Origin of the sequence: Methanosarcina mazei S-6, from assembly GCF_000970205.1 — an archaeon.
GTDB classification, from domain to species: domain Archaea; phylum Halobacteriota; class Methanosarcinia; order Methanosarcinales; family Methanosarcinaceae; genus Methanosarcina; species Methanosarcina mazei.
Map to the genome: position 1 here is coordinate 2,477,305 of NZ_CP009512.1, position 13,221 is coordinate 2,490,525.

Annotated in this window: 10 protein-coding genes and 2 pseudogenes; 2 read left to right on the top strand and 10 right to left on the bottom strand. The window is 40.0% G+C overall.

Going from position 1 to position 13,221, the window contains the following annotated elements; translation table 11 throughout:
- Nucleotides 1-77 precede the first annotated feature (77 nt).
- Nucleotides 78-701: a hypothetical protein gene (locus MSMAS_RS10585; protein ID WP_011034641.1), complete on the top strand. Its 624-nt coding sequence runs from the start codon at nt 78-80 to the stop codon at nt 699-701.
- 318 nt (nt 702-1,019) lie between these two features.
- Nucleotides 1,020-1,658 (top strand): MarC family protein, encoded by a 639-nt coding sequence (locus MSMAS_RS10590; RefSeq protein ID WP_011034640.1) that lies wholly within the window; start codon nt 1,020-1,022, stop codon nt 1,656-1,658.
- Nucleotides 1,659-1,903: 245 nt separating this feature from the next.
- Here MSMAS_RS10590 and MSMAS_RS10595 read toward each other — a convergent pair whose 3' ends face one another.
- From MSMAS_RS10595 to ppsA, 10 genes and pseudogenes are all read right to left on the bottom strand, one after another.
- The gene (locus MSMAS_RS10595) at nt 1,904-3,154 is read right to left on the bottom strand and encodes an AlbA family DNA-binding domain-containing protein (protein WP_011034639.1); all 1,251 of its coding nucleotides are present in this window, start codon (nt 3,152-3,154) and stop codon (nt 1,904-1,906) included.
- A 776-nt stretch (nt 3,155-3,930) separates the two neighbouring features.
- Nucleotides 3,931-4,326: pseudogene (gene tnpA, locus MSMAS_RS10600) on the bottom strand (IS200/IS605 family transposase); the annotation flags it as partial.
- Between the two features lie 492 nt (nt 4,327-4,818).
- On the bottom strand, nt 4,819-4,962 hold the full coding sequence (locus MSMAS_RS18880) for a hypothetical protein (protein ID WP_155395245.1): 144 nt from the start codon (nt 4,960-4,962) through the stop codon (nt 4,819-4,821).
- A 315-nt stretch (nt 4,963-5,277) separates the two neighbouring features.
- A complete protein-coding gene (locus MSMAS_RS10605; RefSeq protein WP_011034637.1) occupies nt 5,278-6,624 on the bottom strand; it encodes a YVTN family beta-propeller repeat protein in 1,347 nt (448 codons plus the stop codon).
- Nucleotides 6,625-6,919: 295 nt separating this feature from the next.
- Nucleotides 6,920-8,215, bottom strand: a complete 1,296-nt coding sequence (locus tag MSMAS_RS10610) for a C39 family peptidase (RefSeq protein ID WP_011034636.1) — start codon at nt 8,213-8,215, stop codon at nt 6,920-6,922.
- Between the two features lie 646 nt (nt 8,216-8,861).
- A complete protein-coding gene (locus MSMAS_RS18885; RefSeq protein WP_011034635.1) occupies nt 8,862-9,230 on the bottom strand; it encodes a hypothetical protein in 369 nt (122 codons plus the stop codon).
- A 122-nt stretch (nt 9,231-9,352) separates the two neighbouring features.
- A pseudogene (tnpA, locus tag MSMAS_RS10620) lies at nt 9,353-9,798 on the bottom strand (IS200/IS605 family transposase).
- A 256-nt stretch (nt 9,799-10,054) separates the two neighbouring features.
- Nucleotides 10,055-10,225 carry a zinc finger domain-containing protein gene (locus MSMAS_RS19955; RefSeq protein ID WP_015412756.1) on the bottom strand — a complete coding sequence of 57 codons (171 nt, stop codon included), beginning with the start codon at nt 10,223-10,225 and terminating at the stop codon, nt 10,055-10,057.
- An 8-nt stretch (nt 10,226-10,233) separates the two neighbouring features.
- Nucleotides 10,234-10,428: a hypothetical protein gene (locus MSMAS_RS10625; protein ID WP_048038018.1), complete on the bottom strand. Its 195-nt coding sequence runs from the start codon at nt 10,426-10,428 to the stop codon at nt 10,234-10,236.
- A gap of 231 nt (nt 10,429-10,659) precedes the next feature.
- On the bottom strand, nt 10,660-13,077 hold the full coding sequence (gene ppsA, locus MSMAS_RS10630; protein WP_015412755.1) for a phosphoenolpyruvate synthase: 2,418 nt from the start codon (nt 13,075-13,077) through the stop codon (nt 10,660-10,662).
- Nucleotides 13,078-13,221 lie beyond the last annotated feature (144 nt).

The window sequence follows — 13,221 nt, forward strand, 5'->3', positions numbered from 1 at the left end:
ATATTATTTTTCTTTCAAAAGTAACACCATCATAAATTACAAACATTTTTTTATATCCAGGATCTGATTTATTCTTCATGGCTGCCTCCTGGTCTCTATCCCATACCCTGGGAGAGAAAGAGAAAACTTTTTACTGGCGGATAGACAGCCGGGGGAATATCTTCATAAAAAGAAAATTCAGGAAAGACATCTTTTCCAGGATTGATAAAATTAGCTGCAACAACCTCGACAGGCTCCAGGGATTCATGCAGGACAGGGAATGGAAAGACCTTGCAAATAATGCCGCAAAACTGTATATGGGGACTGAAAAAAACGGCATAGGCAAATTCATGTACAGTCTCAGGCCAGAGGTTCCGTATGCCCAGCTCTCAAGCCAGTTAGCAGCCATTTTTTACCGCTCTGAAGTATGGGAGTGGAACAGGAAGAAAAGAGGCATGAAGTTCCTTCTTCTCCCGGGAGGCTGGCAGGAAAAGACAACGCAATACTACAGAAATTCGCTGATCTCAGAAAGGAAATTACCAGAACCGGAGAGCCAGGGCTGTTTTATATCTGATTTTTTTAAAAATAGTCTGCAACAAGAAAATGAACTTAAAAAGCTGCAAGAACTTAAACGGCGGCAAGAACCGCTGCAAAAAACCATACAGGAAGAACCAGTACAGAAAATTGTGCAGGCAAAACTTTCGACTTTTTTTGGATCCTAAAAGAAAAAAATCGGGAAAAGTGGATAAATTACGGTATCTATCCATTAACCTTATTCAAAATGAGAAACTTTTCTGGTCACCCTTGACGGGATGGCCTTAAATAACACGGTCTGGCAAAGTTTAAATTCTAAAACTCATAAAATATTGTTTAACTTTTATATTCCAGCCTGAAAAAGGTGTATATCCCAATCCAGAGAAGGTTTATATTCCAATCCTGAAAGACAAGCAATAAAACTCCGGTAACATTCAAAAGCTAAACACAGAATTATATAAAATAAAGAATAAAATCTCGAGTCCGTAAAAGGACAGGAGAAAAAAATGGTAACCGAAAATCTCGGATTTTTTATTTATGTATTCTCATCCATCTTTGTGGTTGTAAGCCCTATCAGTGGAGTTGTAACTTTTATCTCCATGACAAGCAAGATGACCCGCAAAGAAAAAAACGATATCGCAAAAAAAGCAGTCATACTAGCATGTGTAATTGCCCTGTTTTTTGCGATTACTGGAAGTATGATACTTAAATTATTCAGCATCAGTGTGGACTCCCTCAGGGTTGCCGGAGGTCTTTTGCTTTTCAGCATAGCGTTTGACATGATGCACGCAAAGGTCTCACGTGAGAGCATTACAGAAGAAGAAATTACTCAGTCCCAGGAAAGGGAAGATATCTGGGTCTTCCCTATAGGCCTTCCACTTCTGACAGGACCCGGTACGATCAGCACAGTAATTGTCATTATGGGCATGGCAGAAGGTGTTCAACAAAAAGCAATAGTAGTTGCCTCAATAATACTGACATTCATTATTTGCCTGTTTATCTTCCTTTTCTCAAGGAGGCTGCACAAATTCATAGGATACAATGGAATGCTGGTCTTCACAAGGCTTATGGGGCTTTTGCTTGCGGCTCTTGCAGTTGACCTGACCGCTGCGGGAATAATAAATATATTTGGGCTCACAATTTAAATTGAGGAGTTTGATTTGAAAATGTGTCTTATAAACAGCAACATGTACTGCACCCAGTAATCCAGGTTTGAGAACCAGGACTCTCGAACTTTATAAACTCCACTACATGCATGATACAGGCTGAACAGACAGGGTTATCAGATAAAATCAAACAGAGATATAAGATAAAATCAAACAGAGATATAAGATAGAATAAACAGGTAAGGATTAATTAACAAAACCTGCAGGCAGGAATTTAAGACGAATCAATCAGATTTTCCGTTATACCGCCTGTTAACGTATTCTATCAACTTGCTTCCTGTTAGCCTTTCGCTCGAAGGACCTGTACGAATATAAAACTCTTCATCGTTTTTGTCCGTTTTCAGGAAAACAGCCTCATCGCTTTTTTTGCAGGCAATTTCCAGGACTTCTTTGCCATTCACCGGCACAAGAGTGTACTCTATCATGGGAGAGTAGTTAAGGCCTATATGCTGTTTTATAAGCTGCTTGAAATGTAGGAGGAACCTGTCTTCGTTAGGAAAACCGTCGTTTTTAATTCCCAGGATCTCACCGTCATTGGAGACGCCTACCAGAAGGATACCGCCGTCTGTGTTCAGGTAAGCAACTATTGTCTTCAGGACTGCGTGTTGAATGTTCCAGTCAGGCTTTCCGGTCATAAGGTTCATACGCAGTGTGGACTTGAACTCGAGCCTCTTACTCTCTCCACGCCTTATGAGTTCAAGGATGTAATCGGAATCGTTTGCGAGCTTCACTGCTTCACGTATGAGTTCAAGCTTTCTGCGGATATGGGACATGCTCTTTGGATATGTCGAAAGCCTGCACTCGAAAATATTTAACTGGGAAATGAGTTCTTTTGTGAGAGCTTTGATTTTGAGGATTTCGAGCTGAACCTGCAGGTCAGGAAGATAGAGTTTGCTGTGCATAAGTGATTCCAGGTCCAGATCTGGAAATGACAAAATCTCAGGAACAGGAGAAGCGGAGTCTGGAAGAACATAAGTCATTCCGTCCGATCCCTGACAGATACTATAAATCGAATCCCCGTTTTCAGATGAGGTCTCACCTGTTACAGGATATGAAATACCTGAAAAGCCGGACTTTCCAGAAAGCAGAGCAGGGTTATTCAGTGCAGAAGTTTGTTGAGATTCCTGAACTTCTTCAGAGTTCCGGGTTTCAGGTCTCAGAACAAAGCCTCTGGCTTCCCAGCCTTTCCGGATTTTCAGACCGAGAGGATTATTGAAAAAGTCTGCAAGGTACTCGGAATTCACTTTATCGGGATCCAGAATAAGCTGAATATAAACCATGCAAAACATTTCGCCGGGTAGGGAACTGGATACATTTAATTCATGGTAAAGAGGAAGGTATAGAGAATTGTCTTCTCCGGAAAAGCCATATTTCAGGTCAGGGTCAGGGAAATTGAGCTTTAAAGTAAATTTGGAAAGATTTGTCGGTTTCAGGCCATACTGACTGCATAAGTAGTCTATTTCTTTTTCAACCATGAGGATCAGACATAGGGTTTTCTGGGCTAATATAGGGATTTCTGCTGCTGATGTTACTTTCAGGTATATGCAATTATTAAAATTGATACTGCATATAGAGTTCCAAAACTCATATATTTTTTCTATTCAACTTGCTTGAAACACATTTTCCTGAATAAAGCCAGTCCAGAATATTTGAGCACAGGTGAACTACCACTCAGCTAAAGACTGAATGGCTTCCTGAGTCATTCTTTCTCCCATTGGAGGCAAGTCGTGCAGGCTCTAGCCCCTCGTTCCGAAGGTGAAATAGATATGAGCGTGAGGTTGTACTTGAGATGCTTATAGCTACCGTCTTTCCGCGGCTTAATCCCGATCCCTTCAGGATGATTCTTGCCCTGTTATCCAACTCCCCGATGTTCAAACGTTACCTCGCTTGGTTTTCGCTTTGAAATTCGGCAACGTTCTTAGGAACTGTGAGGTTGTGGTGACAGCAAAATCTAATATTAAAAACGTTTTGAAGATACTTAATAACTTACAGAATCTATAACGGGTAACAGTTTGGAAGTTGACGCTTATATCTCACGAAGCTAAAGACTTCGAGGTTTTACGCTTCTTCCTATAAATGTAAAAATCCGGAAAAGAAAAAATGAATTTAAGAATCAATGTTGCGGTGGCGCACCCCGCTACAAGCAACGGGGTATTTTCGCGCCACCGCTTTGGTTTTATGGCTATTAAAAATCGAATATTTTCATTTGCTGATATGCTTCTTTTTCTTCCTGGTTTCCCTGGTTTTGAACATAGTTTTTAATAACATCGGAAGTTGTTCCGTCTCCTACTGTTCCAATGTAACCTCCATCACTCCAGAATTCACCACCCCAAAGCTGTTTTTTATCTCAGGATACTCTTTAAAGATCTGTCTTGCTATAGATCTGTCTTGCTATAATACTCTTTATAGTTTGCATAACCTTTGAAGGAGAATACTTAGGTTCAGCTCCAACAAAAAGATGCACGTGATCACCATCACTACCAATTGCATCAAACTCAAAACAGTATCTTTCACTAATTTCAAAGCATACATTTTTCAAAAAGTTTACAAGCTCTATATCTAAAAGAAGTTTTTTACGATAATTCACGCAAAAAACCATGTGGTATCTTATTTTATATACACAATGGTTTGCATGTCGTAATTCCATCAACAGTATAAAGGTAATTAAGGATATAAAATCAGTTATTTAACAACGGTTACCGGGGAAGTTTTTCATCCCCGCAGCAAGCTAGCGGGGTATTCGACTGTAAAAAATTCCGGAATATTTGCGGGAAGACAACATCATCAAAACAGGCTTAACCGATATGGAAACCCGAACATATACTTAAATTGATCTTTCGGAAAACGGGGGAACTCATGCGAATTAACAATATCGTTAAATACGACCTGGAAACAAGAGCAAAAGACCTCAAAAGCGAAGGTCGAACTCTCTAAGAGATTTCGCAAATACTCACAGAAGACGCGAAAAATAAGATTAGTGTTTCGACAGTTTACCGCTATTTCGAATTTTGCCTTTTTGTGCCTATAACTAAAGTGTTGGGTTATTGACGGCTTCTAAGCCTCCCTAACAAACTTTTTTAAATCGTTGATACTAGCACTCCATAAAAGCTTCATACTGAGTCTGTGAATGAGCTCGACTTCATGGAATTTTCAAAACTTCAGCAACCCGGGCAGGTTCACAGGTAAGCCAGCCCGAGAGTTCACCAACATGTCCCTGCTGTGATAATAGAATTACTGTGCAGGTTGAACCTACATTCCGCAGTATTTTTTCGAAATTTAACATTTTTCCTGATAGCGTTTTTGGAACAGATTTAAGGAATTTTGACTATTAACGTAATTTGGTAAAAATCGATTGATATCGTTTTTTGGTCTCTAAATACCTCACATAGTTACTTTTACCCCATGCATAAAAGTCCAATAAATCGACGTTAGATTCAAAATCGATAGCAGGAAAAATTATGAAATCTGAAATTTTCCTGCGGAAAGTGGGTTGAAGTACTAGGCCTTAATTTATCCTTTTTATAAAACGTGGCTCTGCAAGAAAAATGCCATTTTTTTCGCTCTTTTTCTTGCAGGTGAGGGATTATTCATCTACATATTATTTTTTCCTTAGTTTCCATCCCCCATAAAGACAGGTCAAGCTTCCCAATAACCCAAAACCTGGAGCAGAGCTAATTTCACTCGATTTGTTTTCATTTGAGTTACTACCATTATCAGAATTATTATTGTTTAAATTATTGAATATGCTAGCGTTTTTTTCTCCAGATGATGACAAGTTAATTTCTTCAGCTCCTGTACCTTCAGTTGCATAGGAGGTTGCCCTTTTGCTTTGGTCAGTCATATTAGAATCAATAAAATACGCTAAGGCAATTTCAACAGGATATTTTCCTACGTTCATTGCGTCTATAACCTTGTTTGTAGCTGTATCAATTACAGAGACAGTGTCACTCGCATAATTCACCACAAGTACCTTTGTTCCATCTGGAGTGACTTCAATTCCACCAGGTGCCTTTCCTACAGGCACAGTGGCTGTAACCTCGTTTGTTGTTGTGTCAATTATATCAACAGCACCTGTAAGTGAATCGGCGCCAGGGAACTGTATCGATACATATACCTTTTTCCCATCTGGGCTGACCGCAACTCCACGAGGATAACTTCCTACAGGCACAGTGGCTGTAACCTCGTTTGTTGTTGTGTCAATGACAGAAATAGTAGCTGTGGAGTCACGATAAATATTGGAGTTCATCACATATGCCCTTGTTCCGTCTGGACTGAATACAACCCCAATTGAGTTGTTTCCTGTATGTATCGTGGCTGTAACAGCGTTTGTGGCTGTGTCAATCACAGAGACCGTGCCTGTAAAGTTAGTTGAGTCACCACCGGAATTTGCCACATATACCTTTTTCCCATCCGGACTGACTGCAACCCCAGAAGGAAAGTTTCCTACGTTTACTGTGGATATAACCCTGTCTGTTTCTGTGTCAATTACAGAAACAATGTTGTTGCTGAAACTCGTCACATATGCCTTTTTCCCATCTGGATTGACCACAATTTCTTGAGGATAGGTTCCTATTTTCACTGTATCTATAACTTTATTTTTGGAAGTGTCAATTACAGATACAGTGTTACTGCCTGAATTCACCACATATACCTTTTTCCCATCTGGACTGACTGCAACTCCAGCAGGATGATCACCTACATCTACTGTGGATGTAACCTTATTTATTGCAATGTCAATTACAGAAATATTATTGCTGTCGTAGTTAGTAATGTAGGCAAAGGGAGCAGCACCTGCACATCCTACAAGTATTAAATTCATAAGTGCTATTATTCCCAAAACTTTCATGACATCATATTGCCTGTGTACCTTATTGGATGTAGCCACAGATGAGAGTAGACTTGAAAAAATGACAATCTCTATTGTTGATATAATTTTACTATTCATCTTTTATCCCCAAGTAATGTTTGTCTTTCATAAGGGTGCCGTGATTATTAGATGTTATGAATTGATTTACACATATTATCTCATACTATAATTGCGGATAATACGTTCAATAAAAAATATTTTTTAGACATTTGATAAGTAGTAAATTGTTGCATTAAAATTAGAATTTTCTCAAAAAAACAATAGAAATAACAATTTCCTTGTAAATATTACCCATATCTGTTTCAAAAAAATGAGGAGTTAAATTCCTCATACGCATGCTATCAATTTCGGTCTTCGACGGTATTTTCCAAGCTCAGAAAATCACATATATGCGCATACCTTCTGGACTACCTGATACAGCTTCCCAGTAATCTGTGCCACCATTCCATGGGTCATTAATAAGTAAACAGTCATCTGCACTATCATAGAAAACCCAATACCCAGCACAAGCTCGACAATGACTCGAAGTAATACTATTGAAGGGTCTATAATAGTCAATTTCACTCATCGCTTTAGTAAAAGATAAAGTAGTAGTTTTGTACGACCTCGTCGCCCCTAATCCTCCCTCACTTCTAGATAACTTATACCACTCTTCTGCCTTAGTGGGACCAATTCCGATAACGTCACCATTTGTCCCACCCATTTTTTGGTATATGTAGTCTTGAGTATAGGAATAACCATGCCATGCAGCAATCATTTTAGCAGTTGCTGGAACACAATAAAAGTTTTTTTCTTGACCATATAAGGGAACATCAAGTAGTACTTGTGTTGAATCGCTGAGTAGTGCCTTTGTTGAGGAATCTGTTGTTGTGGGCATTACTGTTGAGTTATATGGTGATGGTATCACTTTTGAACTGGTATTTAGTTTGTTACCTAGTTTTTTGATATTTTCTTCAGTAATTGGCTCACCGATATCAATTCCGATATCATTTATTTCTTGTTCTAATTTTTTAGTAAACTGTTCACTCTTTTGCCAATCTTTCAAATTTTCATCTACTTTATCCTTTGATACCTGTTCATACATCGACCAGACTCCAAGTTCGGTTTTAGTTGCAGGTTTGTCTTGCACCTCTTCAAGTGTGTATGCATCTACAAATATCCGATGTTCAACTCCAGTAGTCTTATCTTTTACTGTGGTCATTGCCCCTACGTTAGGATAGTCATATACAACCATATTCGTCGACACGATTTTTCCAGTTGGGTATTTTGCTTTGGCGGTTTCTATTGACTTCTCCATGACTTCAGCCACGTTATAGGGTTTAGGATTAATTTCGATGCGTCGGAGTGTACTTCCCAGCGTTTTATTAGCACCAATGTCGATTCTACTAATTAAAGTATTTTTATTATATACTGAGAATTCATAGTATAATTTTTGACCGCTTATATCATAGAGCTCCAATGGTTTGGGATCAATAGATGTTCCTTCCCATTTTTCGGAGTTGTTTTCGGTCACTATAAGCGCAATAATACGCGTATTTGCATGCTCAAAGGCTTCATCAGCAGTTACAGAATAATTATCCTCTGTCTGTGCACTTACGGCTGGTATAAATGCCATACCAACCAGCATCGTCAAAAGAATTACTCCTATTGTTAGTTTGTTCTTAATCATATTTTTTCTCCTGTTTAGCACCCAGGAGGCAGAAGCAGGCAAGCTTAAATATTCGCACAGCTAAACATAACAACTGCCTCTTAGGGCGTATTTATGGAGTTCGTGTGATTCTGGAAAATACTTTAAAACTCCATAAATTCCTTTTTGTTAATACCTTTATAACTTTTATGTCCAGATTTTCTAGCAATACAGTTTTCAAGTGAATTTAGAGTATAAATTGCCTACAAATATTGTTACTGTTTAATGATCCGGTCATAAGTTATTTAATCGAGTATATGCCTTGACTCATATTCAAAAACGCATATAAAAGAAAAAATATTAAATTCGATGCATATAGATCTTATTTAAGTCAGCCCTTTATAGACAAGGAATTCCTTGTCTATAGATTTTCTAATCCTGACTATATTAGTGTAATCAATTAAAAAGTTCAATGGACAGGAACTTACTGTTATTGTGCATAACCCCGAATAATTATTTTCTTTACTCTCTTCTTTTTTGCTGAAAATAACCCATCATTCTAAGCCCTTTTGAGTCGTTTTTCTTGGCGGCCTGAAAGGGATTACCATACTAAAAGAGAAAGTGCGACTGCGACCCGGATAAGAAGCCTCTCTATCCTTCTGTGAAGTCTGTTAATTGGTCCAGAGGATTAGAAGGAAACAAGAATATTCAAGTTTATACAGTTAGTTATCTTTTTTTCTTTCTCTATAAGCTGCCTGCCTGCATTTATCGGAACAAAAATAAGCATCCTTTCTAAGAGGCCTGAAAGGCTTCTGACAGTGAGTACATATTGAACTGACAATTGTGCCCATACTGCGTCCCTGCGTTCTTTCCTACGCTGTGTACTGCGCTTGATAGCTTCCTTCCTGTTCTGTTCACTCATGACCTTATAGCAGTCATTACTACAGCATGAGGAAGCGCCCCACCTGGTTTGAAATTCTTTCCCGCAAATATCGCATTTACAATAATATGTTGTGTCTTCCAATGTTCGCGTTTTAGTCTCTTTTCTGATAAGCATAATTATCCCCGTTACACTTAATTACTCAAGCAGAACTTTTTCTTATAATCAAATTTGCACTGGCGCACCCCGCTGCAAGCAACGGGGTATGTTCCGCGCCAGCGCTCTGGTTTTAATGTTTATCAAAAATCGAATATTTTCATTTGTTGATATGCTTCTTTTTCTTCCTGGTTTCCCTGGTTTTGAACATAGTTTTTAATAACATCGGAAGTTGTTCCGTCTCCTACTGTTCCAATGTAACCTCCATCACTCCAGAATTCACCACCCCAAAGCTGTTTTTTATCTCAGGATACTTTTTAAAGATCTGTCTTGCTATAATACTCTTTATAGTTTGCATAACCTTTGAAGGAGAATACTTAGGTTCAGCTCCAACAAAAAGATGCACGTGATCACCATCACTACCAATTGCATCAAACTCAAAACAGTATCTTTCACTAATTTCAAAGCATATATTTTTCAAAAAGTTTACAAGCTCTATATCTAAAAGAAGTTTTTTACGATACTTCACACAAAAAACCATGTGATATCTTATTTTATATACACAATGGTTTACATGTCGTAATTCCATCAACAGTACAAAGGTGATTAAGGATATAAAATCAGTTATTTAACAACGGTTACCGGGGAAGTTTTTCATCCCCGCAGCAAGCTAGCGGGGTATTCGACTGAAAGAAAGTAATTTAAAAAGGAGAGTAAGGAATTAAAAAACAGGTACAAGGCCCGAATCATAAAAAGTTTGGACAGTGTGACCGTATCCAGAAACCAATTATTAACCAGTACATTTTTTCCTGATATTTCCTTCTTCTTGCACATTTGTTTAATATTTATTGAATGTTGACTATTTCCTGGGCAGAAGAAGACTGGGCGGAAATACTGAAAGATGTAACTGACAATGTGCATCCACATTTTCTGCAGTAGTAAAAGTTGTTCGAGCCGATTACCTGTTTTTTAAGGGGTGTGCCACATCTGGCACATTTTGAAGGAAGTTCAAACATATCCTTGCTCACTCCAGAATCATCAGCGGTTCAAGTCTTGCAGTTTCCTTTCTTGTCCAGTACCCGCAAACGGTACAGTATTGAAATTCGCTGAAAAGGTCGTTTTCAAGTTTAGAATGACATTCAGGACATCTTTTCAAAAATAGATTATGTCCTGGCTCTTTTTTAGTTCCGGTAATTTGTTTTCTACTTGTTTCCTTCATAGCCAATACTCCCTCAGTATTTTTTTACTTAAATGATTATTATCTTGAATATTTATTATCTTGAATATTTATTATCTTGAATATTTATTATCCAGCGTTGCACGAATCACAGTTAATATATGTTTTTTTAGAGCATACAGACATTCGGGGGCAGTCGACAAGCCTCAGCAGATAACAATGGTCAAAACCCCGACAACCCTGAAAACAGGCTATCCTGTGCCCTGGAAAGCTTCAGCGTTTTCCTAACTCCTTTTCAGTTTCAAGGACCTTAAGAGTAATTTTCATAACAGAGTCAGGATTAAGGGAAATAGAATCTATCCCCTCTTTTACCAGGAATTCTGCAATCTCAGGGAAATCACTGGGCGCCTGTCCGCAGATCCCGCTGTGTCTTTCATTCCGTTTTGCTCCCTGAACCGCCATTGACATAATTTTCAAAACTCCCGGGTCCCTCTCATCGAATTCTGCAGCAAGCATTTCTGAATCGCGGTCAACCCCGAGGGTCAGCTGAGTAAGGTCATTTGAGCCTATGGAAAAGCCGTCAAAATACTCGCTGAACTCATCTACAAGCAGGACATTATTGGGGATCTCGCACATAACATATATCTGAAGCCCGTTTTCTCCGCGCCTGAGCCCGTTCTTCTCCATCTCGGCAATGACTTTTTTCGCTTCTTCAACAGTTCTGCAGAAGGGCACCATAAGAATAAGGTTCTTAAGGCCCATTTCATCCCTGACCTTTTTCATAGCCCTGCACTCAAGAGCAAAACCTTCCCTGTAGCGCTCATCAAAGTAGCGGGAAGCTCCTCTGAACCCTATCATGGGGTTGTTTTCTTCCATTTCAAAATACCTGCCCCCTAAAAGGCTTGCATATTCGTTTGTCTTGAAATCGCTCATCCTGACCACAACAGGCTTCGGGTAAAAAGCAGCTGTAATCATCCCCACTCCTCTGGCAAGCTGCTTGATAAAATAATCTTCTTTTTTCTCATAGCCCCGGGTCAGTCTTTCTATTTCCCTGAGTTCTCGCGGGTCTTTAACCTGCTCAGGATGCACAAGCGCCATAGGGTGGACTTTAATATAGCTCGTGATAATGAACTCGAGCCTTGCAAGCCCAATCCCATCATTGGGAATCATGGAAAAGGAAAAAGCGCTTTCAGGGTTTCCAAGGTTCATCATGATCTCTGTTTGCGGGCGTTCCAGGTCTTTCAGGCTGACGGTATTTTTCCGGAAAGGTAGGAGACCCGCGTATACAAGCCCGTCTTCTCCTTCAGCACAGCTTACAGTAATTTCCCTCCCTGTATTGAGGACTTCGGTGGCGTTTTCAGCCCCTACAACCGCAGGGATCCCCAGTTCCCGGCTGACAATTGCAGCATGGCATGTCCTGCCTCCTTTGTTTGTGACAATAGCGGCTGCGGTTTTCATAACCGGTTCCCAGTCAGGAGTGGTAGTGTCCGCGATAAGGATCTCTCCGGGCCTGAAAGAGGGAAGGTCAGAAACATCAGTGATTACACGGGCTTTTCCGGAAGCAATCCTGTCTCCGACACTCCTGCCTTTTACAAGGACTTCAGATTTTTCTTCGATGACATACGTTTCAAGCACATCTTTTTCTCTCTGGGACTGAACGGTTTCTGGCCTTGCCTGAACTATGAAGAGTTCTCCTGTTATTCCGTCCTTTGCCCATTCGATATCCATTGGCCTGGATTCATCGTATTTGTTGGAGTAATGGTCTTCAATATCGATTGCATATTCGGCGAGCTTGAGCACCTCTTCATCATTGATACAGAAGCGCTGCCTGTCAGCTTCTGGGACCTCCACGTTCCGGGTAAGGACTTTTGAATCTCCCCTGCCGTAGATCATTTTAATTTCCTTGCTTCCAAGTTTTTTCTGGATAATCGGTTTATATCCTTCGCGGAAAGTTGGCTTGAATACATAGAACTCATCAGGATTGACCTGTCCCTGAACAATATTTTCTCCAAGCCCATAAGCCCCCGTGATGAAAACAACATCCCTGAAACCGGTCTCCGTATCAAGAGTAAAAATTACGCCGCTTGATGCCAGGTCAGACCTGACCATTTTCATTATTCCTATGGAAAGGGCCACTTTGAAGTGGTCAAATCCATGGGTTACACGATAGGAAATAGCCCTGTCCGTAAAAAGGGAAGCGAAACAGCGTATACAGGCGTCTTTGAGCCCGGGATAGCCTCGTATATTCAGATAAGTCTCCTGCTGCCCCGCAAAAGAAGCGGTTGGAAGGTCTTCAGCCGTTGCCGAACTCCTTACAGCTACATCCGTATACTCTCCATACTGTTCGCAGAGGCGGTCATAAGCCCCTTTGATCTCCTGCCAGATGTCATCCGGAATTCCTGCATCAAGAATCAGGTCTCTTGCAGCCTTTCCCCTCTTTGCGAGGTCAGATACATCAGAAGTGTCAAGCCCTTCCATTGTTTTTTTAAGCTTCTCCAGAATTCCACCTGTCTCCAGCATATGCCAGTAAGCACTGGCAGTAACTGAAAAACCGTTAGGTATTCTGACCCCTTTTGAAGTAAGCTCCCTGTACATTTCCCCTATGGAAGCATTCTTTCCGCCAACCGTCGGGATGTCCTCGATAGTTGTCTCCTCAAACCAGCGGATGTATTTGTTTTTATCTTCAGGCATATTCCCCTAATCCCCTCTCAATATTGTCTGAACTAAGTAAGGACTGCATCACATTTAAAGTTAAGTGATGTTGTTAAGAAGTTATCCAGAAACGCGCATTATTGACCCGGAACAGAAATCTTCCGTGATTGAATGTGATACCCC

Bases quoted from the DNA above. Each gene is read 5' to 3' on its own strand.
- MSMAS_RS19955 (WP_015412756.1), bottom strand. From the start codon at position 10,225: ATGTTTGAACTTCCTTCAAAATGTGCCAGATGTGGCACACCCCTTAAA.
- MSMAS_RS10625 (WP_048038018.1), bottom strand. From the start codon at position 10,428: ATGAAGGAAACAAGTAGAAAACAAATTACCGGAACTAAAAAAGAGCCA.
- MSMAS_RS10610 (WP_011034636.1), bottom strand. From the start codon at position 8,215: ATGATTAAGAACAAACTAACAATAGGAGTAATTCTTTTGACGATGCTG.
- MSMAS_RS10585 (WP_011034641.1), top strand. From the start codon at position 78: ATGGCTGCCTCCTGGTCTCTATCCCATACCCTGGGAGAGAAAGAGAAA.
- ppsA (WP_015412755.1), bottom strand. From the start codon at position 13,077: ATGCCTGAAGATAAAAACAAATACATCCGCTGGTTTGAGGAGACAACT.
- MSMAS_RS18885 (WP_011034635.1), bottom strand. From the start codon at position 9,230: ATGCTTATCAGAAAAGAGACTAAAACGCGAACATTGGAAGACACAACA.
- MSMAS_RS10595 (WP_011034639.1), bottom strand. From the start codon at position 3,154: ATGGTTGAAAAAGAAATAGACTACTTATGCAGTCAGTATGGCCTGAAA.
- MSMAS_RS10590 (WP_011034640.1), top strand. From the start codon at position 1,020: ATGGTAACCGAAAATCTCGGATTTTTTATTTATGTATTCTCATCCATC.
- MSMAS_RS18880 (WP_155395245.1), bottom strand. From the start codon at position 4,962: ATGTTAAATTTCGAAAAAATACTGCGGAATGTAGGTTCAACCTGCACA.
- MSMAS_RS10605 (WP_011034637.1), bottom strand. From the start codon at position 6,624: ATGAATAGTAAAATTATATCAACAATAGAGATTGTCATTTTTTCAAGT.